General features: G+C 72.1%; 18 protein-coding genes. 10 read left to right on the top strand and 8 right to left on the bottom strand.

Annotated elements, in window-relative coordinates:
* Positions 1-242: 242 nt before the first annotated feature.
* Together AB0I79_RS07615 and AB0I79_RS07610 are read right to left on the bottom strand one after the other, a co-directional pair.
* Positions 243-1,391, bottom strand: a complete 1,149-nt coding sequence (locus tag AB0I79_RS07615; RefSeq protein ID WP_357869654.1) for a HAMP domain-containing sensor histidine kinase — start codon at positions 1,389-1,391, stop codon at positions 243-245.
* Between the two features lie 158 nt (positions 1,392-1,549).
* Positions 1,550-2,203 (bottom strand): response regulator transcription factor, encoded by a 654-nt coding sequence (locus tag AB0I79_RS07610; protein ID WP_080036256.1) that lies wholly within the window; start codon positions 2,201-2,203, stop codon positions 1,550-1,552.
* A 233-nt stretch (positions 2,204-2,436) separates the two neighbouring features.
* Here AB0I79_RS07610 and AB0I79_RS07605 point away from each other — a divergent pair, with 233 nt between their 5' ends.
* Positions 2,437-2,601, top strand: a complete 165-nt coding sequence (locus tag AB0I79_RS07605; RefSeq protein WP_181449058.1) for a hypothetical protein — start codon at positions 2,437-2,439, stop codon at positions 2,599-2,601.
* Between the two features lie 48 nt (positions 2,602-2,649).
* Here the strand turns inward: AB0I79_RS07605 and AB0I79_RS07600 are convergent, their stop codons facing one another.
* Positions 2,650-3,438 (bottom strand): inositol monophosphatase family protein, encoded by a 789-nt coding sequence (locus AB0I79_RS07600; protein WP_357868373.1) that lies wholly within the window; start codon positions 3,436-3,438, stop codon positions 2,650-2,652.
* The gene (locus AB0I79_RS07595; RefSeq protein ID WP_357868371.1) at positions 3,438-5,459 is read right to left on the bottom strand and encodes a S9 family peptidase; all 2,022 of its coding nucleotides are present in this window, start codon (positions 5,457-5,459) and stop codon (positions 3,438-3,440) included. The genes AB0I79_RS07600 and AB0I79_RS07595 overlap by 1 nt, the downstream gene beginning before the upstream one ends.
* An 11-nt stretch (positions 5,460-5,470) precedes the next feature.
* Between AB0I79_RS07595 and AB0I79_RS07590 the strand changes: the two genes are divergently transcribed.
* On the top strand, positions 5,471-6,421 hold the full coding sequence (locus AB0I79_RS07590) for a ferrochelatase (protein WP_357868369.1): 951 nt from the start codon (positions 5,471-5,473) through the stop codon (positions 6,419-6,421).
* Here AB0I79_RS07590 and AB0I79_RS07585 read toward each other — a convergent pair.
* Positions 6,412-7,605: a lytic transglycosylase domain-containing protein gene (locus tag AB0I79_RS07585; RefSeq protein WP_357868367.1), complete on the bottom strand. Its 1,194-nt coding sequence runs from the start codon at positions 7,603-7,605 to the stop codon at positions 6,412-6,414. The genes AB0I79_RS07590 and AB0I79_RS07585 overlap by 10 nt on opposite strands.
* 91 nt (positions 7,606-7,696) lie before the next feature.
* Between AB0I79_RS07585 and AB0I79_RS07580 the strand changes: the two genes are divergently transcribed.
* The 3 genes from AB0I79_RS07580 (at position 7,697) to AB0I79_RS07570 (ending at position 11,002) form a co-directional block, all read left to right on the top strand.
* Positions 7,697-8,899 (top strand): MFS transporter, encoded by a 1,203-nt coding sequence (locus AB0I79_RS07580; RefSeq protein WP_357868364.1) that lies wholly within the window; start codon positions 7,697-7,699, stop codon positions 8,897-8,899.
* A 150-nt stretch (positions 8,900-9,049) separates the two neighbouring features.
* Entirely contained in the window at positions 9,050-9,676 is a 627-nt protein-coding gene (locus AB0I79_RS07575) for a polysaccharide deacetylase family protein (protein WP_357868361.1), read from the top strand.
* 45 nt (positions 9,677-9,721) lie between these two features.
* The gene (locus tag AB0I79_RS07570) at positions 9,722-11,002 is read left to right on the top strand and encodes a D-arabinono-1,4-lactone oxidase (protein WP_357868357.1); all 1,281 of its coding nucleotides are present in this window, start codon (positions 9,722-9,724) and stop codon (positions 11,000-11,002) included.
* Positions 11,003-11,009: 7 nt separating this feature from the next.
* On the opposite strand, the gene AB0I79_RS07565 is transcribed toward AB0I79_RS07570, so the two are convergent.
* Entirely contained in the window at positions 11,010-11,810 is an 801-nt protein-coding gene (locus AB0I79_RS07565) for a hypothetical protein (RefSeq protein ID WP_357868355.1), read from the bottom strand.
* Between the two features lie 113 nt (positions 11,811-11,923).
* Here AB0I79_RS07565 and AB0I79_RS07560 point away from each other — a divergent pair, with 113 nt between their 5' ends.
* Positions 11,924-12,871: a S8 family serine peptidase gene (locus tag AB0I79_RS07560; protein WP_357868353.1), complete on the top strand. Its 948-nt coding sequence runs from the start codon at positions 11,924-11,926 to the stop codon at positions 12,869-12,871.
* 160 nt (positions 12,872-13,031) lie between these two features.
* Positions 13,032-15,842, top strand: a complete 2,811-nt coding sequence (gene sepH / locus AB0I79_RS07555; RefSeq protein WP_357868350.1) for a septation protein SepH — start codon at positions 13,032-13,034, stop codon at positions 15,840-15,842.
* Between the two features lie 149 nt (positions 15,843-15,991).
* Here the strand turns inward: sepH and AB0I79_RS07550 are convergent, their stop codons facing one another.
* Complete coding sequence (locus AB0I79_RS07550; protein ID WP_357868347.1) at positions 15,992-17,455, bottom strand: PH domain-containing protein; 1,464 nt, start codon at positions 17,453-17,455, stop codon at positions 15,992-15,994.
* 392 nt (positions 17,456-17,847) lie between these two features.
* Positions 17,848-18,360 carry a PH domain-containing protein gene (locus AB0I79_RS07545; RefSeq protein WP_357869650.1) on the bottom strand — a complete coding sequence of 171 codons (513 nt, stop codon included), beginning with the start codon at positions 18,358-18,360 and terminating at the stop codon, positions 17,848-17,850.
* Positions 18,361-19,116: 756 nt separating this feature from the next.
* On the opposite strand from AB0I79_RS07545, the gene AB0I79_RS07540 reads away from it, so the two are divergent.
* The 3 genes from AB0I79_RS07540 (at position 19,117) to AB0I79_RS07530 (ending at position 23,554) form a co-directional block, all read left to right on the top strand.
* Positions 19,117-19,557 (top strand): YbhB/YbcL family Raf kinase inhibitor-like protein, encoded by a 441-nt coding sequence (locus AB0I79_RS07540; protein ID WP_357868345.1) that lies wholly within the window; start codon positions 19,117-19,119, stop codon positions 19,555-19,557.
* A 184-nt stretch (positions 19,558-19,741) separates the two neighbouring features.
* Positions 19,742-21,241, top strand: a complete 1,500-nt coding sequence (locus tag AB0I79_RS07535) for a hypothetical protein (RefSeq protein ID WP_357868343.1) — start codon at positions 19,742-19,744, stop codon at positions 21,239-21,241.
* A gap of 105 nt (positions 21,242-21,346) precedes the next feature.
* Positions 21,347-23,554 (top strand): SulP family inorganic anion transporter, encoded by a 2,208-nt coding sequence (locus tag AB0I79_RS07530; RefSeq protein WP_357868341.1) that lies wholly within the window; start codon positions 21,347-21,349, stop codon positions 23,552-23,554.
* The last annotated feature ends 2 nt before the right edge of the window (positions 23,555-23,556 follow it).

Genomic DNA, 23,556 nt, shown 5'->3' with positions numbered 1-23,556 from the left:
CCCATCTTGTGCCCGTTCCGTCGGGGAGATTTCCCATCGGTACCCCGCGGAAACGGACAACGAACCTCCCAACACGTCAGGGCCTGCTGCCGACGGCAATGGTTAGCCAAATATGGCGAAACCCACAGCCTTGGCGTCATGCACCACCGTGTTCGACGGCACATCCAACCACATGTGCGGCGTGGATGAGACGCCCCCCGTGACTCAACACGCGCACGAACGCGCCACGGCGGCACAGCCGTTCATCGCCTCGGAAGCCGAATGGTCACGACCAGCCCTCCACCATCGCGCGGCACGGCGGCCACATTCCCGCCGTGCGCCTGCACCACCGCACGGACGATGGACAGCCCCAGACCCGATCCCTTGGCCGATTCCACGCGGTCCGCGTGGAGCCTCCTGAACGGCTCGAACAGGCTGTTCACCTCGTACGCCGGCACATGCTGTCCTGTGTTGGCCACCTGAACAACCAAGGCACCGTCCGCCATTCCCGTTCGGATCCAGACTTTTCCGTTTTCGGGAATGTTGTACTTGACGGCGTTCTCCACCAGGTTGCTGACAGAGCGTTCCAGCAGCACGGGATCGCCTGTGGTAGGCGCGCTGACCAGTTCGGTGGAGACGGTTACGCCGTGCTCCTCGGCGAAGGGCGCGAGCTGTTCCACGGCTGTCTGGGCGACTTCCATGACGTCGAGGGGTTTGCGCACGGCGAGTTCGCGTTCGCTCCTGGCGAGCAGCAGCAGCCCTTCGATGAGCTTCTCGTTGCGCGCGTTGACCTCGAGCAGGGTACGGCCGAGCGCCTTGAGGTCCTGCGACGCCTCCGGGTCCGACAGGGCGATCTCCAGGACCGTCCTGTTGATGGTGAGGGGGGTGCGCAGCTCGTGGGAGGCGTTGGCCACGAACCTGCGCTGGGTGTCGAAGGCGACGTTGAGGCGGGTGAGCATGGCGTCGAAGGTGTCGGCCAGCTCCTTCAGCTCGTCGTTGGGGCCTTCCAGGGCGATGCGCTGGTGGGCGAGGGTGCTCTCCGACAGCTTCTTGGCCGTGGCGGTCATCCTGGCCACTGGTCGCATTGCCCGATCGGCCACGAAATAGCCGATGATGAGCGCCAGAATGCCCACGCCGACCAGCGCCATGGCCGCGCTCTGCAGGAGTTGGTCGCGAGCGTTCTGGACGGTCGCTTCCTTGGCCTGCAGCCACTGGTTCTGCGCGATCGCCGCGTCGATGGCGTTGATGCCGCGCGTGTTCAGCTCCGGCCATTCGGTCACGATGGATGCGCCGACGATGGCGTACATCGACAACAGCAGCGCGGCCGCCGCAGCGAAGACCAGCGCGCTGTAGGTGAGCGTCAGCCGCCACCGGATGCTGACCTTGCCCGGAAGCTCCTTCACACGATCCATGGTGGAGCGCGGAGCCATCGTCTGCGCCGGCGGGGGCGGGCCGTCCCAGGCGGGCGGCCCGCTGGGCGGCGGGGCCTCCTGCACGCGCGTCGCCTTCCTCGCGGAGTGCGGGCTGATCATCGGATGCGTCGGCCCCGCCTCACGCTCTGGCCGTTCACTCACAACTTGTACCCAACCCCGGGCACAGTCTCGATCACCTGAGGCTCACCCAGCTTCTTCCGCAGCGTCATCATGGTCACGCGGACCACGTTCGTGAAGGGATCGATGTTCTCGTCCCACGCCTTGTCCAGCAGGTCCTCCTGGCTGACCACGGCGCCTTCGGCCCGCATCAGCTCCTCGAGCACCGCGAACTCCTTCTTGGTCAGCACGACCTCCCTGCCGTCGCGCTCCACCAGCCGCTTGCCGGGGTCGAGCTTGATCCCGGCCCGCTCCAGCACGGGCGGCAGGGCGGGCGCGGAGCGGCGGCCGAGCGCGCGCACCCTGGCGACCAGCTCGATGAACACGAACGGCTTGGCCAGGTAGTCGTCGGCCCCCAGACCGAGCCCCTCCACCTTGTCGTCCACGTCGCCGGAGGCGGTCAGCATGAGGATCCGCGAGGCCGTACGCTGCTCGACCAGCCGCCTGCACACCTCGTCGCCGTGCACCACCGGCAGGTCGCGGTCCAGCACGATCACGTCGTAGTCGATGTAGGAGGTCCGCTCCAGGGCGCCGCCACCGTCGTAGGCGACGTCCACCGCCATGGCCTCGCGCCGCAGCCCCGTCGCGATCGCGTCAGCGAGCACCCGCTCATCCTCTACAACCAGCACGCGCACGCCGGTACACCTCTCTCCGATTCTGGGCACTCATTCTGCCCACAGGCTCGATAAGCGCACGGTAAGGCATGTTCAGGGCTCGGTGACCCCGGCGTGAGGCAGAGCGGCGCGAAATTCATGTTTCGGAGGGCGACAGGCCGGGGTATGCCTGCGGGACACCCCTTGCCCGGTCTTCATCCGGCAACGGGAGACTTCGCCCCCTGCACGAGTCGAACCCCCAGAGAGTAGGTGAGATGGGCGAGTTCACGACCACGATCGAACACCGCCTCGACCAGGCTTACAAGGGCCTTCGGGAGGCCCGTAGCGCCGGCGACGACTACCTCGCCGACACCCTCACCGCCGAGATCGAGGACCTGCGCCGCCTGGCCGACGATCACGGCATCCCGTTGCCCCGCTAGCCCGTGCGAAACGGCCGGAGCCGGCGCTCCGGCCGTTTCGCCCCCGGATCAGGAGTCGCGTGCCGGGTTCAGCGGCGCCAGCAGGTCATGCAGCTCCTCGAACAGCCCCTGAGCCGCGCACAACGCGTAGTCAGGGCTGGCCGGCCGCCCGTTCAGCCCGCCGAACCTGGCGCCGGACTCGGTCGCCACCAGGCCCGCCGCGGCGTAGTCCCACGGGTTGATGCCGCGCTCGTAGTAGGCGTCCACCCGTCCCGCCGCCAGCGAGCACAGGTCGACGGCGCACGATCCGCCCCGCCGGATGTCACGGACGCGGGGCAGCACCTGGGCGACCACCTCGCCCTGCACCGCGCGCCGGGCCTTGGAGTAGCCGAAGCCGGTCGCCACCAGCGCCTGGGCCAGCGGCACCCCCGTGTTGCAGCGCAGCCGCGAACCGCCCAGCCAGGCGCCCTCGCCGCGCGCCGCGGTGAAGACCTCGCCGCGCGACGGCACGTTGACGACGCCTGCCACGACCTCGCCGCGTACCTCGACGGCGATCGACACCGCCCAGTCCGGCAGGCCGTACAGGAAGTTGACGGTGCCGTCGACGGGGTCCACGATCCAGCGCACGTCGGACTCGCCGGGATCCTCGCCGCCCTCCTCGCCGAGGATGCGGTCGCCGGGCCTGGCGGCCAGGATGCGCTCGCGGATGAGCTCCTCCGACTCCTTGTCCAGCGCGGTGACCACGTCGGTGGGGCTGGACTTGGTCTCGATCTCGCCGGACATCGTGGGCCGCTTGGCCAGCAGCATGTCGCCGGCCTCGCGGGCGATGTCCTCGGCGAGCCTCAGGAAGTCCGTCATCACGCCACCGAGTCCGGGCGCTTCCACTCCTGGCCGAGCACGTGCTGGCCGAGAAAGGCCAGGACGGTCTCGTACCAGGCGACGATGTTGCCGGGCTTGAGTATCCAGTGGTTCTCGTCGGGGAAGTACAGGAACTTCGCGTCCACCTCGGTACGCCGCAGGTCCCACCACAGCCGCAGCGCCTCGCCGATCGGCACCCGGTAGTCCTTGTCGCCGTGGATGACGAGCATCGGGGTGGTGATCCGGTCGAGGGCGTTGTGCGGCGAGAGCAGCGAGTAGCGCTCGCCGCCGGGCAGGCCGAACTCGCGCTGCCAGTACATCGCGGCGTCGGTGGTGCCGGCGAACTGGTCGAGGTTCCACAGCGAGGCGTGGGTGACGATGGCCTTGTAGCGGTCGGTGTGGCCGGCGAGCCAGTTGGCCATGTAGCCGCCGAACGAGCCGCCCATCGCGGCGACGCGCTCGCTGTCGATGTCGTCCCTGGCCAGGGTGGCGTCCACGATCGCGTCGAGGTCGGCCTGGGTGCGCGGGCCCCAGTCGCCCCAGCCGCGGTCGATCATCTCCTGGCCGTAGCCGGTGGACATGCAGGGGTCGGGCATGAGCACGGCGTACCCGTGCTGGGCCAGGATCCACGACTGCCAGCGCCACTGCCAGTCGTTCCAGGAGCCGAGCGGGCCGCCGTGGATGAACAGCACGAACGGCGCGGGGCTGGCGGCGGAGGCGCCTTCCGGCAGGGCCAGCCAGCCGCGGATCGTGGTGCCGTCGTCGGCGGTGGCGGTGACCTCGGTGAGCGTGCCGGTCACCTCGGGCCGGGGCGCGGGCGAGAGCAGGTCGGCGATCTCGCCGGTGGCGGCGTCGATCCTGGCCGGGGCGGGGGCGAGGTTGACGGCGCTGCGCAGGGCGTAGATCCAGCGGCCGTCGGGCGACGGGTTGAGGCCGAGGTAGGAGGCGTCGTCCTGGGTGAGCCTGGCCGGCTCGCCGTCCAGCGGGACGCGGAAGACCGGGCGGCGGCCCTGATGGTCGGCCGCGATGTAGACGGCCGAGGAGTCCGGCGCCCAGTCGACGTCCGAGGGCCACAGGTCCGGCGCGTAGGCGCGGCCCTGGCCGGTGGCGAGGTCGGCGATCCACAGCTCGCTGTGGGCCGAGACGTCCAGCCCGGTGAGCCTGTCGCGCGAGCAGGCCAGCTTGGTGCCGTCGGGGGAGATCGCCAGCGGCCCGGTGAAGTCGTAGGCCTCGTCGGACAGCAGCACGCGCCGCTCGCCGGTGGCCACGTCGATGGCGACGAGCTCGGTGCGCGACTCGCCCTTCGGCAGGTACACGCGCCAGGTGCTGATCACGGTGGTGCCGTCGGGGGTCAATTCGAACCCGCCCTCGCGCAGCGCGTCGCCGGCGTCGGGGGTCAGGTCGCGCACGTCCTCCAGGCGGTCGGCGCCGAGCCTGGCCGCGAACAGCCGGGGCCGGCCCGGGCCGAGGTCGTGGTCCCAGTAGCGGACGGGGTAGCCCTCGTGCAGGATCGCGCTGATGCCGGCCTCCTTGCGGGCCTTGCGCTTCTCCTCGTCGGCCGACTCCTCGCCGTCGAGCACGTCGGAGACGAACACCACCACGTCGCCGGCCGTGCGCACGCCGCCGATGCCGCCAGGCCTGGTGGCCACCTGGCGGGCCTCGCCGCCCGCCCGGGGCAGCAGCCACAGCGCGGGCACCTCCTCGCCGGGGTCCTTGACGGTCGGGTCGGGGCGGGCGGAGGTGAACAGCACGTCGCCCGCGTCGGTGAAGACCGCGGCGGACTCGCCCTTGGCCGAGCGCGTCAGCCGGTACGGCTCGCCGTCCAGCGGGACGGCCCAGAGCGCGGTGCCGAACGACTTGCCGTCGGGATTGAGGGACTGAACGGTCGAGATCAACCTGGAGCCATCAGGCGAAAGCCGTAGAGAAAGGACCCGGGGAATGGCCACATAGTCACGAATGTCGTTGAATGCGCTCACTCGATCGAACCTACCTCGCGGGGAGGACCGCCGACACTCCCCCATAGGGTTGTCACGTGGGAATTTACGACGCCTTGCTGGTCCTGTCGTTCGGCGGTCCCGAGGGCCCGGACGACGTGATGCCGTTCCTGGAGAACGTCGTGCGCGGCCGTGGCGTGCCGCGCGAGCGCCTGCTCGAAGTGGCCGAGCACTACCAGAGCTTCGGCGGGGTCAGCCCGATCAACCAGCAGAACCGCGACCTGGTCGAGGCGCTGCGCCCGGTCCTCGACGTGCCGGTCTACTGGGGCAACCGCAACTGGCACCCGTTCGGCGAGGACACCGTGCGCCAGATGCGGGCCGACGGGATCAGGAAGGCCGCCGTCTTCGCCACCTCGGCGTTCGCGGGCTACTCCAGCTGCCGCCAGTACTACGAGGACATCGAGCGGATCTCGATCGAGGGCGGCCCCGAGCTGGTCAAGATGCGCCACTACGGCGAGCACCCCGGCTTCGTGGCGGCGATGGCCGACCACACGCGGGCGGCGCTGGAGCGGCTCGGCCGCGACGACGCCAGGCTCGTCTTCACCGCCCACAGCATCCCCGTCTCCATGGCCGAGACCGCGGGCCCCGAGGGCGGGCTCTACGAGGCGCAGCTACGCAGGAGCGCCGAGCTGGTCAACCAGGCGCTGGGCCGCACCGAGCCGTGGGACCTGGTGTGGCAGTCGCGCAGCGGGCCGCCGCAGGTGCCGTGGCTGGAGCCGGACGTCTGCGACCACCTGCGCAAGATCGAGGCGCCGGCCGTGGTGCTGGTGCCGATCGGGTTCGTCTCCGACCACATGGAGGTCGTCTACGACCTCGACACCGAGGCCAGGGCCGTGGCCGCCGAGCTGGGCCTGCCGCTAGAGCGGGCCGCGACGGCGGGCACGCATCCGCGGTTCGTGGGGATGGTGCGCGAGCTGATGGCGGAGCCGGAGCCGGTGCCGTGCCCGCTCACCTGCTGCCCGGCCCCGAAGCGGCGGCCTCAGGCGTAGGTCTTCGCGTACGCGTCGGCGATCGACATGACCTTGTTCACGTAGTCCCACGAGTGGTTGTAGAACCAGATCGCCTTGCGCAGCCTCTCGCCGCCCTGCCCGGCCTTGTTGGCGCACAGGTAGTTCGCCGCGCCGGGCACGGCGTCGTACGGGCTCCAGATGTCCTTCTTGCCGTCCCCGTCGCCGTCCACGCCGTAGTGCTTCCAGGTGGCGGGCATGAACTGCATGGGCCCCAGCGCGCCCGCGCTCGACGGCCCGTTGTTGCGCCCGTGCCCGCTCTCGACCTGCCCGATCGCGGCCAGCACCGTCCATGACAGCCCGGGACAGCGGGTGGCGGCGGCCTTGTAGAGCTCCAGGTAGCTGCTCGGCCGGCCCACGCTGACCTGCTGCGGCTGCTCGGGCTGCTGGGCGGGCTGCTGCTGCTTCGCGGCGCGCGCGGCGGCGTCGAGCACCACGACCTGGGCGCCCTGGCCGAGCGCCTTGCGCACGCCCGCCTCGCCGATCTTGCCCTCCTTGCCGTGCAGCAGCACCGCGACGCCCTGCGCGAACCCCAGGGATCTGCCGAGGTCGGCGCTGATCAGCCCGTCCACGCCGGTCAGCCCGAGCGAGGCCGAGGCCGCGACGCGGAGCCTGGGCCCGCCGTCCACCTGGTACTCGGCGCCCAGGATCATCCCGAACTTGCGCATCGAGGCCGCCTCGGCGACCAGCTCGCCCCTGGCGAGCGCGCTCCACACGGCGGGCTGGTCGGCGACGGGCTGCGGCGTCCAGGAGCGGAAGCCGGACGGGTCCACGGCCAGCAGGTTCAGCCCGGTGCCCGAGATCTTGACGGCGCCCGCGTCGACGACGGTGACCTTCTGCACGTGCTTCAGCCTCGCCAGCTTGAGCCTGGTCTCCCTGGGCACGGTGCCCGCGGCGATCGCCAGCACGCGGGCCGGCGTCGGGGTGACCCCCGGGCCGCCGGCGCCGAAGTCCTTGACGGGCTCGGCGGTGGGCACGATCTGGTCGAGGCGGGGTGCGGCCGACTGCTGCTGCGGGGTGGCGCGGGGCCGGCTGCGTACGGGTTCCTGAGCGCTGCTGAGCAGGTCACCGTCCAGGAACACCACGACGCCGCCGGCCGCGACGGTGACCGCGAGCACGGCGACGAGCATGAGCATGACCGCGCGGACAGTGGGAAGACCGGACACTCGGGACACGTTAACTCACGCCAGCCCGAAACCACTTGCGATCCAGACATATGTGCGCAATGGTTAGCTGCTTGAGTAAGGGGGAAACAGCGTGGTCGGGCCTTACCGGGGGTTGTTCGAGAGGCCCGGGACGAAGGGGTTCGTGCTGGCGGGGCTCGTCGGCCGGATGCCGATGTCGATGCTCGGCATCGGCGTCATCCTGCTGATCACCGCGCTGACCGACAACTACGCCACCGCCGGCGCCGTCGGAGCCGCCTCCAACCTGGCCTTCGCCGCCGCCGCCCCGCTGTCGGGCCGGCTCGCCGACAGGTTCGGGCAGGGCCGGGTGATCCCCCCGTTCGCCGTCGTCAACGCGCTGGCGCTGGCGGCCCTCATGCTCTCCGCCGGCTCCGGCCTGCCCGAGTGGACGCTGTACGCCTCGGGGCTGGTCATCGGCGCCACCTCGCTGTCGCTCGGCTCCATGGTGCGGGCCCGCTGGTCGGTCATCCACGGCGGCACGGACCGGCTGCACGCCGCCTTCGCGTTCGAGTCGGTGGCCGACGAGGTCGTCTTCGTCACCGGGCCCGCGCTGGTCACGGTGCTGGCAACCACCGTGAACCCCTACGCCGGCCTGATCGTGGCGCTGGTCTGCATGCTGGCAGGCTCCCTGGCGCTGGCCGCGCAGCGGCGCACCCAGCCGCCCGTGCAGCTGGTCAGGTCGTCGGGGGGCACGCCGATCCTGATCCCCGCCGTCGCCCTGCTGGCCGCCGTCTCCCTGGCGCTGGGCGCGATCTTCGGCTCCGTGGACCTGATCACGGTGGCCTTCGCCGAGGAGCAGGGGGTCAAGTGGGCCTCGGGGTTCCTGCTGGCCTCGTTCGCGGGCGGGTCGATGGTGTCGGGGCTCTGGTTCGGCTCCCGGAGCTGGCGGATCTCGCTGCGCGCGCGGTTCGTGCGCGCGCTGGCCCTGTTCGTGGTGGGGCTCCTGCCGATCCTGTTCATCGACACCACGGGCATCATGGCGGCGGCGCTGTTCCTGGCGGGGTTCGCCATCTCGCCGACGCTCATCACCTGCTTCTCCCTCACCGAGCGGCTGGTGCCGCAGTCGCTGCTCACCGAGGGCATGGCGTGGATCTCGACCGCGATCACGCTCGGCGTGGCGCTCGGCTCCTGGGCGGGCGGGCAGCTCACCGAGACGTACGGGGCCTCCGACGCGTACGCGTTCTCCATCGCCGCGGCGGCCGTCGCCGTGATCGTGGGCATCGGAGGTTCGGGTTTGCTGAGACTTCCCGAGGCTCCTTCACCCTCGCGGAGCTGATCCGCTACGGTCGGGACATCCCTCGCAACACCCATCACACTGGAAGCACTAGTTATGTCCCGACAAATCAGTTCACTTCTAGCTATCGCGGCTGTTTGCGTGACCCTTGCTCCGGCGCCGGCCTACGCGCAGGCTCCGAAGAAGGAGCCCGTGGATTGCGAGCAGGTCAAGTGCATCGCGCTGACCTTCGACGACGGGCCGGGCAAGTATGCGGGAACGCTGCTCGACACGCTCAAGAAGTACGACGCGAAGGCGACGTTCTTCCTTGAGGGCCAGTACGTGAAGAGCCGCCCGCAGTACGTCAAGCGCATGGTCGCCGAGGGCCACGAGCTCGGCAACCACAGTTACAGCCACCCCGACTTCACCAAGAGCGAGGCGGGGACGATCCGGAGCGAGATCCAGAAGACCCAGGACGCGGTGAAGAAGGCGGCGGGCGTCGAGCCCAAGCTGCTGCGCCCGCCGTACGGGATGGCCGACCTGCAGGTGTCCGACATCGCCGCGGAGTTCGGCATGCCGATGATCCTGTGGACCGCCGGCTCCCAGGACTGGAGCTCCAAGAACGTCGACGCCATCCAGAAGCAGACCCTCGCCGTGGCCAAGCCGAACTCGATCATCCTCATGCACGACTGGGTGAAGCAGACGGTCGACGGCATGCCCGCGCTCATCAAGACCCTGCAGAACAAGGGCTTCCACCTCGTCACGGTCTCCGACGTGGTCAAGAACGAGGACCTCAAGCCCGGCGACATCTTCCCCGTTCCCGAGGGCTGGGAGAAGTGAGTATCGTTCGCGTTTAGCCGGAACGATGCTCTGGAGGGGTGCCCCGTGGTCTTCGTGAACTGGGCGCGCAACCAGTCGGGCACCCCCGCCGAGGTGCGTGCCCCGTCCGCCGTCGAGGACGTCGTACGCGCCGTGCGCGACGCCGCCGCCTCCGGGCGGCGGGTCCGCATGGTCGGCACGGGGCACTCCTTCACCGGGGTGGCGCTCACCGACGGCATCATGCTGCGGCCCGGCGCGCTGACCGGGATCAGGACCTGGGCGGACGACCGCGTCACCGTCCTGGCCGGCACGCCCCTGCGGGTGCTGAACGAGCTGCTCGCCCGGCGCGGCCTGGCCCTGGCGAACATGGGCGACATCACCGAGCAGACCGTCGCGGGCGCCGTCCAGACCGGCACCCACGGCACCGGCCGTGACAGCGGCGGCCTCGCCGACCAGGTCACCGAGCTGGAGCTGGTGCTGGCCGACGGCACCGTGGCCACCGTCGCCCCGGGCGAGGACCTCTTCGACGCCGCCCGGGTGGGGCTCGGCGCGCTCGGCATCCTGACCGCGGTCACCTTACGCGTGGAGCCCGCGTTCCTGCTGCACAACCGGCGGCGCAGGCTCCCGCTCGGCGACATCCTCGGCACGCTCGACGAGCTGACCACCGCCAACGAGCACCTGGACTTCTTCTGGCTGCCGCACACCGAGGCGTGCCTGGTCAAGACCAACAACCGCAGCCCTGGACCGGCCGACCCGCCCGCCCCGTTCCGCCGCTGGCTGGACACCGTCTTCCTGGAGAACACCCTCTTCGGCGCGGCCTGCGCGCTCGGGGCCCGCGTGCCCACCCTGATCCCGCGGATCAACGAGCTCAGCGCGGCGGCGCTCGGGGACTCCGCGTCGGTGGACGTGTCGTACAGGGCGTTCACCGCGCGGCGGGACGTGCGCTTCCTGGAGATGGAGTACGCCGTGCCGCGCGAGCGCCTGGCCCAGGCGCTGCGCGAGACGCGCGACCTGGTCGAGCGGATGGACTGGAAGATCACCTTCCCGGTGGAGGTGCGGGTGACGCCGCCCAGCGACGCGTGGCTGTCCACCGCTTACGGGCGGCCGTCGGCGTACGTCGCCTGCCACATCTACCGTCCGACGCCGAACCCCGCCTACTTCGAGGGCGTCGAGGAGATCATGACCCGCCTCGACGGCCGCCCCCACTGGGGCAAGCTGCACACCCGCGACGCCGCCTACCTCGCCAAGGTCTACCCGCGCTTCGCGGACTTCGTCGCCCTGCGCGACCGCCTGGACCCCGGCCGCCTGTTCGCCAACGCCTACCTGGACACCGTGCTGGGCGCCTAACCCGCGCCTAACCCGGCGGCGTGCCGTACTCCGGCTCGGCCCGCTCGGTGTCGCGCGACGGCGCCTCCTCCACCACGTCGGGCTCCTCCTGCACGGGCGGCGCGCTGGACGTGGCCTCCTGCGACGGCTCCACCGTGTCCGACGGGGTGGGCGCCGGGGTGGGCGTCGGCTCAGGGGTGGGGCTGACGGTCCTGCTGGGCGTGGGGGTCGGCGTCGGGACGGCCTCCGGCGTGTCCTCCGGAGTGGCCAGGGGATCCGTGTACGCGGGCGGCGCCTGCGTACCGGTCTCCCGCGGGGCCGGCGCGCGCTCCTCCTCCTGCTGCTTCTGCTGCGCCTTCGCCGGAGTCCTGCCCGTGACCTGCTCGTGCACGGTCTGCTGGGCGGCCGCCTGGTAGACCAGGATGCTGCCCATGCTCACCCCGAACACCAGCGCCGCCGCCGCGCCGACCTTCAGCCACGGCAGCCGCCACCTCGGCGGGGCCGGGCGCACGGCGGGCATCACCAGGGTGACGTCCCCGCCCTCCCGGTGCTCCACCCGCTCCTCTGGCTGGTCCTCCGCCCGCTCCTCCTGCGGCTCCTCCCGCCGGACGACCAGCGGTGTGCGCTGCTTGACCCGCTCTCCTGTCTGCTTGAGATAGTGCGTGTAGACGGCCGTGGCCACCGTGCTGGCGACGCTGACCACCGCCGCGCCGATCACCGTGCCGGCCACGCCCAGGTACGACGCCGCCACCGCCGCGGTGACCGCGGCCAGTGCGCTGCCCAGGATCTGCGGCATGCTCAGCTCGAACTTCCGCTGCTCGCCGCTCATCCCCCGGATCAGTCCTTCCTTGCCCCGCGTTCGGTAAAGACCTGTCTCGTGAATAGACGCGAGTGCGTGTCCCGTTGTTCCTGTGACCTGCGTGACAGGCATCCTTGCCGATCGTGCCCCGACGACTCGGCCTGCCCTCCGTGTACCTCGCCGCGGCCGTGGCAACCGCCGCGGCGACCGCCGCCCCTCTCGCCATGACACCCGCCGCGGGACTCTCCCTGCACCCCGACCATCCGGAGCCCGCCCGGCCCTACATCGTCACCGCGCGCGACCGGAAGACCGCCCGCGACCTCGTCGGCGAGGTGCGCTGGCGGGTGCGCCGCTACTACACCTCGGCGCTGCCGGGATTCGCCACCTTCCTCACCGCCTCCGAACTGGACGAGCTGCGCGCCGACCCGCGGGTGCGCACCATCGAGCCGGACCGCCAGCTCCATCCCATGGCCGTGCGCGCCCCGGGACGCCCGCCCTCGGTGCGGGCCGGCGGCGCGGGCACCACCGTGTACGTCCTGGACAGCGGCGTCGCGATCCGCCGCGCCGAGTTCGGCGACCGGGCCTGGCGCGCCTTCGACGCCACCGGCGGCACCGGGCGCGCCTGCGGCCGTCACGGCACGCGCGTCGCCGCCCGCGCCCACGCCGTCGCCCCGAAGGCGGGCATCGCCTCCGTACGGGTGCTCGGCTGCGGCGGTTCCGGCACGCTGGCCGACATGCTGGCGGGGCTCGACTGGATCCACCGGCACGCCCGCGGCCCCTCCGTGGCGCTCCTGCCGACCGACGGCGCCGACTCCCCCGCCCTCGCCAGGTCCGCGCGTTCCCTCGTACGCTCGGGCGTGTTCGTCATCGGCGCCGCCAACGGCGGCGCCTGCCGGCTCACCCCGGACGGCCGGGCGTTCTCCGCCCACGCCCCGCACCTCGCCGGCGCCGCCGCCCGCCACCTCGAACGTCATCCGGACGCCGACCCCGCCACCCTTTCCGCCTGGCTGGACTGCACCACGGCCCGAGGCGCGATTCGCCAGAACCCGTCGAGGCCAAATAACCTCCTGGTACGCAACGGCGGGCTCTAGAGGGATGGATAGCTCAAATGTGACCGGCGTCACATCGCCCCGGGGCTATCCCAGGAAGGCGATGTTCGGACATGCCGGGTACGGTGCTGGCAGGCAACCGGCACACGCGAGAGACTCAAGGGTCCGGGGGAAGAATGGCGACGCTGACGAAGGGACTCGCATGCAGGAGCTCCGACTCGTCGCGGTGAGTGAGGACGGCACCTACCTCGTGCTGGCTACTGCCGGACGAGGTACGCGCTTCACGCTTCCCGTGGACGACCGGCTCCGTGCTGCCGTCCGCGGCAACTTCTCCCGTCTCGGCCAGTACGAGATCGAAGTGGAGAGTCCGTTGCGCCCCAAGGAGATCCAGGCCCGCATCCGAGCCGGAGAAACGGCAGAGGAGATCGCCGCGACCGCCGGGATCCCGGTCGAACGAGTCCGCTGGTTCGAGGGGCCTGTGCTCCAGGAACGGGAGTACGTCGCCCAGCAGGCGCAGCGCGTCGCCGTCCGCATGCCGGGCGAGTCCGCCCCGGGTCCCACGCTCGGCGACCTCGTCGCGGAGCGGCTGACCAGGCGCGGCGTGCCCACCGACGAGATCGACTGGGACAGCGCCAAGCGCGACGACGGCCTGTGGCGGGTCAAGCTCGGCTACGTCTGGAACGGTCACACCCGCCACGCCGAATGGCTCTTCGACCCGCGCAAGCGGCACGTCACCCCGCACGACGACGAGGCCATGCGCCTGTCGGCCGCCGACTTCGACCCCGAGCCCGCCGTGGTGGAGGACACCACGGTTACGCCGTTCGCGCCGCGGGTGGCCAAGCTGCAGCCGGTGCCGCCGCTCCCCTCCTCCGACGCGCTGCCCTTCCCTTCGGTGGTGCGGGGCGAGCCCGAACCCTTCACCTCCTCGGAGACGGCCTACCCGCCCTCGCGCGAGGCGCCCTTCGACCCGCCGGGCAGAGAAGAACCTCCGTCACGCGAGCCCTTCCGGCCCGAACCGCCCGCCCGCGAAACCGGCTACACCCGCCCCGGCGACACCTCGTCCCGCCGTGGCGGGTCTTCGCCATGGCTGCCCGACTTCGGGTCGGGACGGGCGGAGCACGAGTCCATCTACGCCCCGGCCACCCCACCGCCATCCCGCCCGGACTCCCGCCCCGACACCCGCCCGGACTCCCGGCCGGCGGTGCAGCCGGTAGCCGAGGAGCCCGCACCCGCGGCCAGGCCGGTCGCCGCACCCGCCGCCCACACCGGCCCCGCGACAGGGCCGCTCACCGCGCCCGCCGCCCACGCCGGACCCGCCACCGGGCCGCTCACCGCGCCCGCCACGCAGGCCGGCCCCACGGCGGAGCCCGTCGCGCAACCTGCCTCCAGCACCGGTCCGGTCGCCGAGCTTCAGACGCCTCCGGCGCCGGCGGCCCCGGCCAGGCCGGAAGCTCCGCACGCCGAGACGGACACGCCGCAGGCAGGGGCGAGCGCACCGCAGGCAGAGGCGGACGCTCCCCGCGCAGGGGCGGTGCCCGCCGCAGGCACGGCGGCTTCCACCGAGGTGGCCGCCACCGCTGCGGAGGCTGCCGGCGCGCCTGTCGCCGACCTCAACTCGCCCGCCGCCCCGGGCCCCGCCGCCACCGAGCCGGGCCCCGCCGCGCTGTCTTCCGCCCAGCCGGACGCGCCCACGGCCACCGCCGCTTCGCACCAGGCCGCCACGCCGGGCACCGCCGCCGAAGCGTCGTCCCAGACGAGCAGCGCTCCCGAGGCATCCACCCAGGCGAGCACTGCTCCCGAGGCATCGTCCCAGACGAGCAGCGCTCCCGAGGCATCCACCCAAGCGAGCACCGCCGCCGAGGCGACCTCGCAGGCGAGCACCGCCGCCGAGGCGACCGTCGCGGGGGCATCGCCCGCGACGGAAGCAGCGGGCACCGCCGTCACGTCCGACGCCGCGGCCACCGCACAGAGCCCGGCCGCCGCATCGGGTGCCGAAGACACCCAGGTCGCCGCGTCGAGCGCCGCAGACGCCCAGGTCACCGCGCCGCAGGCCGCGGCGCCTCCGTCGCCCGCCGAGGCGGCCCCGGCAGCTTCCGCCGCAGCGGTCGCCGACACGGCAGTCACTGACACGGCCCCGGCCGTCGCAGGCGCGGAAACAGCCAAGGAGCCGGCAGCGGTTGCGGAGCCCGCAGCGGCAACTGCCGCCCCGGCCCAGCCGCAGGCGGCAACCGCCACGTCGAGCCAGCCGCAGGTGGCGGAGGCTCCCGCTGCGCAGGCCGAGGCGCCCAAGGCCCAGCCGGTCTCAAGCCCAGCACCAGCCGCGAGCCCAGCACCGTCGGCAAGCCCCGCACCGGGCGAGAACTCCGCACCGGCAGCCGGCTCCGCGCCGGGTGCCAGTTCCGCGAGCACGCAACCGGCCGCACAGACGGAATCCGTCGAGAAGGCGGAGGCCGTCGCGGGCGGTGACGCCACCACGGCCCAGACCACCACGGCCCAGACCACCACGGCCCCGGCCGCCGAGTCCCAGGCCACCGCCGCGTCTGAGCCCGCATCCACCGCGACCGAGGAAGCCCCGGCAGAGGAGTCCACGACCGAGGAGTCCGCGACCGAGGAGACGACGGCGACCGCCGCCGCGCAACCGGCGGTGGCCGAGCAGGCGACCGCGACCGCCGCCGAGCAGGCCGTGGAGGCCGAGCCGGAGCCGGTCGTCCCCGAGACGCCCGCAGTCCCCGAGCCCGCGCCGGCCGCCGAGAAGCCGGCCGCGCCCGAGAAGAAGGCGACGCAGCCGGAGCCCGTCCAGGAGAGCAAGCCTCCCGCGCCCAAGCCGAAGCCCGCACCCGCGGTGCCGGCGGCGCGGGCGGGCAAGGACGAGGGCAAGGAAGAGCCGCCCGTGCCGGTGCCGTCTCCGCCGCCCGCCCCGGCCGCGCGTCAGGCGCGCAAGGGTTCGAGGGGTCGCCGGGCGTCCGTACCGACCTGGGACGAGATCATGTTCGGCGCCCGCCGCCAGGACTGACCACAGGAGACGACACCACTGAGCACGCCGTAACCCCCGGGCACGCAGCGGCCGCGCGCCGGGAAACCCCTCCATGGCCGCCCCGCGTCCCGCACCCGCCCAAGGGCGACCGGCCGGGGTCCGCCGAAAGCCGTGTCAGGCCGAGCCCGTCAAGACTCGCCGCGCTCCAGGAACGGCGCCAGCCACTCGGGCGTCACCTCCGCGGCGAACTCCACCCCCTGCGCCTCGGCGACGTCGATCGCCGCGTAACCCCCCTTGCCGGCCCCGACCCCGGCGATCAGCGTGAGCACCCCCGCCTGCCGCTGGAACCAGGTCTGCCGCAGCCGCCACCCCACCACGGCCCGGCGTTCGACCACGGCCTGGGCCCGCCGCAGCGACCCCGACCGCACCGCCAGGCGTCCCCCGTCGTAGCCGTGCCCCAGCGAGGCGTACCTGTCGAGCCCCAGCGGCACCCCACCACCGGCCAGGAGCAGCGCCAGCACCAGCAGGACCCACCAGAGGGCGCCCCCGGTGGCCCAGAGGACGGCGGCGCTCGCGGCGGCCAGCACCAGCCAGGGGAAGACGGCCCGGAACAGGCGGCGCCTGCGGGCCACGAGCGGGTGAGGGCGGAGGGCGGCGTCGTAGGGGCCGATCGCGTCGCCGGTCACCTGGAACGCGATCGTCCGCGGCACGTCGGGCAGGAGCTGCCCGCGCGTCTCCGAGTCGCCGAGCCCTGTCACGATGGCCCACACGCGTACGACCCCGGCCCACCGTTCTGCCAGGCCGTCCACGATCTCGTAGCCGCGCACCCGCTTCGACTCCAGCGACACGCTGCGCCGGTTGATCAGCCCGCGCTCGGCCACCAGGTAGCCGTCGCGGCGCTTGAGCACGAAGTCCCAGTTGAAGACCGCGTACATCAGCCCGCCCGCGAACGGCATCGCCAGCACGAGAAGTACCGCCACGGCGATCAGGAGGTAGGGGTGCCCCCAGAGCCACTCCCCCGCGCTCAGGGCGTCGTCCTGGCTGAGCCCCAGGTCGTCCCCCCACTGGAAGGCCAGCCCGATCACACCGCCGACGAAGGCGAAGGGGGTGAGCAGGTACGCGCCGGACAGCGGCCCGTACAGGAGCCATTTGCGCGGCACGCCGATGATCGGCCGCTCGGCGGCGGCGTCGGGGACGTGCGCGTCCTCGGCGGGTTCGGCCGTGCTGCGCAGCAGGAGCGCCTTGAGGCGTTCGGCCTCGTCCAGGGAGACGCCGGCGAGCTTGGCCTCTTCCTCGTCGCCGCTCGCCCCTGTGTCGATCTTGAGGATGGTCAGGCCGAGCAGGCGGTGCATGGGGGGGTTGGAGACGTCGACGCCGCGGATGCGTTCCAGCGGGATGGTACGGACGGAGCGGCTGATCAGCGAGCGCTTGGTCTCCAGACGGTCGCCGACGATCTCGTACGTGAAGGTGGCCCACCTGACTGTCGCGAACACCACGGCGGCGAAGACGCCGACGGCCGCGTAGGCGTACGACCTGGCCGAGAAGCCGCCCACGAACAGGACCCCGACCAGGGGGAGGAGGAGTGAGGGCAGCATCCGCACGGGGTCGATGAGCAGCACTTTCGGGCTGAGCCGCTGGGGCGCCCGCGCCACAGGCGGCGGCCAGGGAAACGGCCCCCCAGGCCCCGGATACGGCCCGCCTGCCCCAGGATGCGGCCCGCCCGAAGGATGCGGCCCTCCCGCCCCAGGATGCGGCCCGCCTGACCCAGGCCCAGGATGCCCCTCGCCTGGCTCAGGATGCCCCCAGCCGGGCCCAGGATGCGGTCCGACCGGCCCAGGCCCGGGGTGGGGTCCGCCGGCTCCGGGACGCGGTCCGCCGGGCCCAGGTGGCGGTGCCCCGTGCGCGGGGAACCCTCCCCCGGGGCCGTGTACCGGGCCTCCTGGCGGCGCGGGCTGCTCGCCGCCGGCCGGAGGAGGGGGCGGCGTGGGCGGGGCCCAGCCGCCGTCCGGCGGGGCCGGTGCGGGGTCGTCGGGGCGGGGTTCGGTCATGTGGCGTCGTCCCTGAGCTCTTCCGCCCGGCGCGCGAGCTGCTCGGCCAGCTCCGCCGCCACCCGGTAGTCGAGCCCCTTGATCGTCGAGGACCCGGCGTGGGAGGCCGTGCGGATGTCCAGCGTGGCCAGCCCGAGCAGCCGCTCGAACCACCCCTGCCCCTTGTCGACGGTCTGGATGCGGCTCACAGGCACGAACACCCACTCCCTGGTCAGGAATCCCGACCTGGCGTAGACGACGTCCCCAGACAGCTCCCAGCGATGTACGAAGTACCGTACGAACGGCTCGGCCACCAGGAACGGCAGCGTCACCGCCATGACCGCGACGGGCAGCAGCCACGCGTCCTCGGCCAGCCACCTCGGCACCCACGACCACTCGCTCCCGTCGAGCCACCGCGACACGAGCAGCGAGCCTCCCAGGAAGAACACGAAGGCGACCAGCGACTCCAGCAGCCACATCCGGATGGCTTTGGGCGAGACGCGGTTCGCCGGATCACGCAGAGCGCCCATTGACGTCACAAGGCCAGCTTATGGCGCGAACCCGGCAGGCGATCTGCCAGCGGGCCGGGAAAGGAGCGGGCCGGCGGATTTCCGCCCGGCGGGGCGGGCAAAGATCCGCGGGCCGTCCCGGCGTGTCTGCCGACTCCCGGGTCGGCCTCGGTGCCATGCTCGATGGCGGCCGGCCGCAGGCTGTCGAGCTTGGCCACGTCGGCGGCGCCACGTACGTGCCAGCCAGGTTCGGCCAGCGCGTCGTGACCGCACCACTGCGCGAGCGCCTCACGCAACGTGGCAGCCGCCGTCCGCATACAGGGGCCCGCGCGGTCGCCTCTTTTACTCGAAACCACGATCTGGCGCACCTGGTTTTTGCGGGTCCGCCGGTCCGAAACCTATGTCCGTTTCGTTGGGGTGGCCGCCCGGGCCCCCGCCCCTGCGTGCCATCGCATAGCAGCAGGCGGGCGACACTTCCCCGGTGGGGGCCGATCCGGGCGCCGGGAGCGCTCGAGCGGACGTCGATGTGGCCAAGCTCACTACACGAATGCCCGCATTCCCGGGCTTTTCGGATCCTTTACCGACCACCGACCATCGAGAAACGGTCTGCGCACCGCCGAGAGCCGCGTAGCATCATCCGGCATGGGGCTGTGTAACGCGGCATCGCGCATGCGACGCTTGGCTGTCAGTGTGACGGCGGCGGCTGTCGCGTTGTCCCTGTTGGGTTGCAGCAGCCTCAGCTTCATCGGCAGATCCCAGGCTCAGGACATCGCCGAGATGAACGTCACGAGTCCTGAGCTGCGCGAGGGCAAGCCGCTGCCCAGCGAGTACTCCTGCGAGAGCGACCAGGGCAGCCCGCCACTGCGCTGGTCCAGCCAGCCACTGCCGGGGGCCAAGTCGATCGCCATCGTGGTCGACAGCCACACGTCCGCCAAGTCGGCGGTGCACTGGGTGCTCTACGACATCCCGGCGACCACGACCGAGCTGGGCCCCAACGCCGCCGCCGACCCTCCAGAGGGCACGGGGCAGGCGAGGGTCACCAGCGGCAGGGTGGGTTACGAGCCTCCTTGCGAGAAGGACGCCAGCTATCGGTTCACGGTGTACACGCTGAACGGCAAGGTAGGTCTCGCGGCGGGCTCCCCGCTACCCGCGGTCCTGAAGAAGATCGCGGAGCAGACCATCGCCCGCGGCCGTCTCACGGCGGTGTACATCCAGTGAGAGGCCGAACACGGCAGGTAGTGCCGGTGTACCAATTATTCACGTAGGGTGTGACAACTCTCATAGTGGTCCGACACAATCAGATCCAATTGTTAGGCACTGGTGATCAAAGGGGGCAGATCGCGTCGATGGCCGCGCGATCTCATCGGTGCCAGAGGGAGGCCATGGCTTTGAGGGTGGTGCAATGATCGCGGTCGTAGTGAGCTTGGTCGCTGTCGTGCTCCTCGTGCTCGTCGTCGTGGCACTGGGCATGCGCTCGATGAACCGCAGGGAGAGCTCGCTTCCTCCAGAACGGCTGAAGGAGATGGCCGAGAAGGAGGAGCAGACACAGACTCGTTCGACGGACCAGTTCGCGGCGCACGAGCCGCGGATGGCCAATTTCAGCCCGGACTTCAGTCCCATCGATGAGGTCAAGCCCAAACCGGTGCGCACCGGTCAGCGCGGCAGGCGTGGCGTCGACGAGTGGGGCAACCCCACCAATGACGACGATGACGAGGAGTTCTGGGCGAACATCCGCAGCGATGCGGAGGAGGGCGAGTTCGGCGCCGGGGGCACCGTGGCCGCCAGGAAGGCCGCCTCCCGCCCGGTCGAGCGCGAGCGCCCCGCCGCCGCCGAGGCCGAGCGTCCCGCTGAGCGCCCCGCCAAACGTTCCGGGCGCGCCGCCAAGCCGCGGCCCGCTACCGCCTCCACCGCCGCCTCCGCCGGCGTCGACCCCAACGCGGCCACCGTCCAGGCCCCCCTGCCGCAGCGCCAGCCCGCCGCCGCGTCGGCCAACCTCGCCGACCTGGTCGAGCCGCAGAAGCGCACCCCCAGCCAGTCCGATCTGGCCGACCAGCGCACCGTGACGTTCGCGGCGCCGACGGCCGACGTGCTGAGCATCCTCGGCGCGGGCGCCCAGCCGGTGCCCGCCCCCACGCGCCCCGAGCCGTCCCCCTCGCCCAGGCCCGCCTCCGTCTCCTCCAACTCCGTCTCCTCCAACTCCGTCTCCTCCAACGCGGTCCCGTCCAACTCGGTCTCGTCCAACAGCGCCTACCCGGCCGCGGCGACCGGCAGCGGCTCCTTCCCCGCGGTGAGCCCGACCTCCAGCGGCAACTTCCCGGCCGCTCCCGCGGCCATCCACGGCGCGCCGACGAGCGACCCGTTCCCCGCGTACAGCGGCGGCGCGGCCGACCCGCTCGAGACCACCTGGACCCAGCAGCCCGCGGGCACCACGTCCGGCTCCTGGGCGGCCTCGGCCGACATCCTCGACGACCCGGCCCCCGCCCCCTCCACGCCTTACGGAGGGGCGAGCTCGTGGCCGGCCTTCGAGCAGCCCGCCGGCCGCTCGTCCTACCCCGCCACGTACGAGGTGCGCGCCGGCTGGGCCGTGGCCGACGACTCCGACCCGCTCACCGGCCCCTCCCCCGCCTCCGGCACGCCGACCGTGCCCGGGCGGGCGGTCTCCAACTACGACGTGCTGTCGGCCCCCACGCCGCCCGTGCCGCCGGCCTCCCCGTTCGCCGCGGGCGCGTACGAGACCGGCGACATCACGACCAGCCCCGCGGCCTGGCCCGAGCCGCCGTCGGCGGCCAACGGCGCGCACGGGACCTGGCCGGGCCAGCCCTCGCAGCCGCCGGCCAACGGCCGCGGCAACCACCGGCGCGGCCCGGAGCAGCAGGACCTTCCGCACGACTACTATCGGTGATCTTCAGCAACCATTAATGCGTAAAACCAGCGCGACGCCCCCTTAAAGCGAGGACGTCGGAGCAATAGGGTTTGCTCCATGTTCCGCGACACGCAGAGTAGCTGGATGAGCACCCTCCGGCATGATGTGCCAGCCTCGCTCGTGGTCTTCCTCATCGCGGTGCCCCTCTCCCTGGGCATCGCGATGGCCTCCGGAGCGCCGCTGGCAGCCGGATTGATCGCCGCCGTGGTGGGCGGCATCGTCGCAGGCGCGCTGGGCGGCTCGGCCGTCCAGGTGAGCGGTCCCGCCGCCGGTCTGTCCCTGGTGGTCGTGGACCTCGTGCACACGTACGGCTGGCGCGCCACATGCATGATCACCCTGCTGGCAGGGGCCGTACAACTCGTGCTGGGGGTGTTCAAGGCCGCCAGGGCGGCGCTGGCGGTCTCGCCGGCCGTGATCCACGGCATGCTGGCGGCCGTCGGCATCATCATCGCCCTCTCCCAGCTCCATGTGGTGCTGGGCGGCAGCTCGCAGAAGTCGGCCATCGCGAACGTGATGGAGCTGCCCGGCCAGATCGCCGACCTCCACGGGCACAAGGTGGCCGTCGGCATCCTCACGATCACCGTCCTGGCGTTGTGGACCCGGCTCCCCAAACGGATCAAGGTGGTCCCGGCGCCGCTGGCGGCGCTGGCCGCGGCGGCGGTCACGGCGTGGGCGTTCGGCTGGGACGTCACGCGGGTGGACCTGTCCGGCAGCTTCACCGAGTGGGCCTTCCCGGTGCTGCCGCAGGGCGACTGGCACCTGGTGGTGTCCTCGGTGCTGCTGGTGGCGCTGCTGGCCGGCTGCGAGTCGCTGCTGTGCTCGGTGGCGATCGACAAGATGCACGGCGGGCGCCGGGCGGACCTCGACCAGGAGCTCACCGGTCAGGGCGTGGCCAACATGGTCACCGGCGCGCTCGGCGGCCTGCCCGTCGCCGGGGTGATCGTGCGCAGCACCGCGAACGTGCAGGCGGGCGCCCGTACCCGCTGGTCGACGATCCTGCACGGGGTGTGGGTGCTGGTGTTCGCGCTCGGTTTCGGCTGGACGATCACGCTGATCCCCCTGGAGGCGCTGGCCGCGCTGCTGGTGCTCATCGGCGTGCAGATGGTGAACCTGGGTCACATCAGGAAGGTGCACGGGCACGGCGAGGTGCCGGTGTACGTGGTGACGATGGCCGCCGTGATCCTGATCGGGCTGGCCGAGGGCGTGCTGGCGGGGCTGGCGCTGGCCGCGCTGCTCGCGCTGCGCCGCCTGACCTGGGTGACGGTGCTCAAGCGGGAGGACCGCGACGGCCGGCTGCACGTGACGATCTCGGGGTCGCTGACGTTCCTGGGCGTGCCGAGGCTGACGCACGAACTGCGGACGATCCCCGCCGGCGCGACCGTGGACCTCGATCTGAACATCGACTTCATGGACAACGGCGCCTTCGAGGCCATCCATTCGTGGCGGCTGGACCACGAGCGGATGGGCGGCACGGTGGTCATCGACGAGCTGCACGACGAGTGGTACGCGCTGGCGGCCAGCGGGGCGCGTATGTTCCCCGCCAAGTCGCCGCCGAAGGCGCCGGACCGCTGGTGGCTGCCGTGGGCGCACCGGCGCCGCGAGGTGGAGCCGGTCACCGTATCGCCCGACGGCGCCTCCGAGTGCCTGCTCACGGCGGGGGCGCGCGAGTACCACCGGCACACCGCGCCGCTCGTCCGGCCCATCTTCACCGAGCTGGCCCGCAAGCAGCAGCCGTCGCACCTGTTCATCACGTGCGCCGACTCCCGGATCATGCCCAGCCTGATCACGGCGAGCGGGCCCGGCGACCTGTTCACCGTGCGCAACATCGGCAACCTGGTGCCGCGCAAGGGCTCGGAGCCGCACGACGACTCGGTGGTGGCGGCGATCGAGTACGCCACGCAGGTGCTGGGCGTGCACACGATCACGGTGTGCGGGCACTCGGGCTGCGGCGCGATGGCCGGGGTGCTGAGCGGCGGGGTGCAGGCGGGCAGCCTGCCGGGGCTGCGCAGGTGGCTGCGGCACGGGGACCACAGCCTGGCCACGTTCATCGAGACCGAGGGCGACCGGCTGCACGCCGGGGCGCTGGACGTGCTGTGCCGGGTCAACGTGCAGCAGCAGCTGGAGAACCTGCGCACGTACCGGAAGGTCGACGAGCAGGTGCGCGCGGGCAAGCTGGAGCTGGTCGGGCTGTACTTCGACATCGGCTCGGCCAGGGTGCACATGGTGCCGCCGCTGCGTCCTACGCTCTCCGTGAAGACGTTCGATCGCAGGATGGTCACGAGCGAGGATTGAGC

It is taken from the genome of Nonomuraea sp. NPDC050202 (assembly GCF_040656115.1).
Lineage (GTDB): Bacteria > Actinomycetota > Actinomycetes > Streptosporangiales > Streptosporangiaceae > Nonomuraea.
This window is presented reverse-complemented; position numbering and strand designations above follow the sequence as displayed.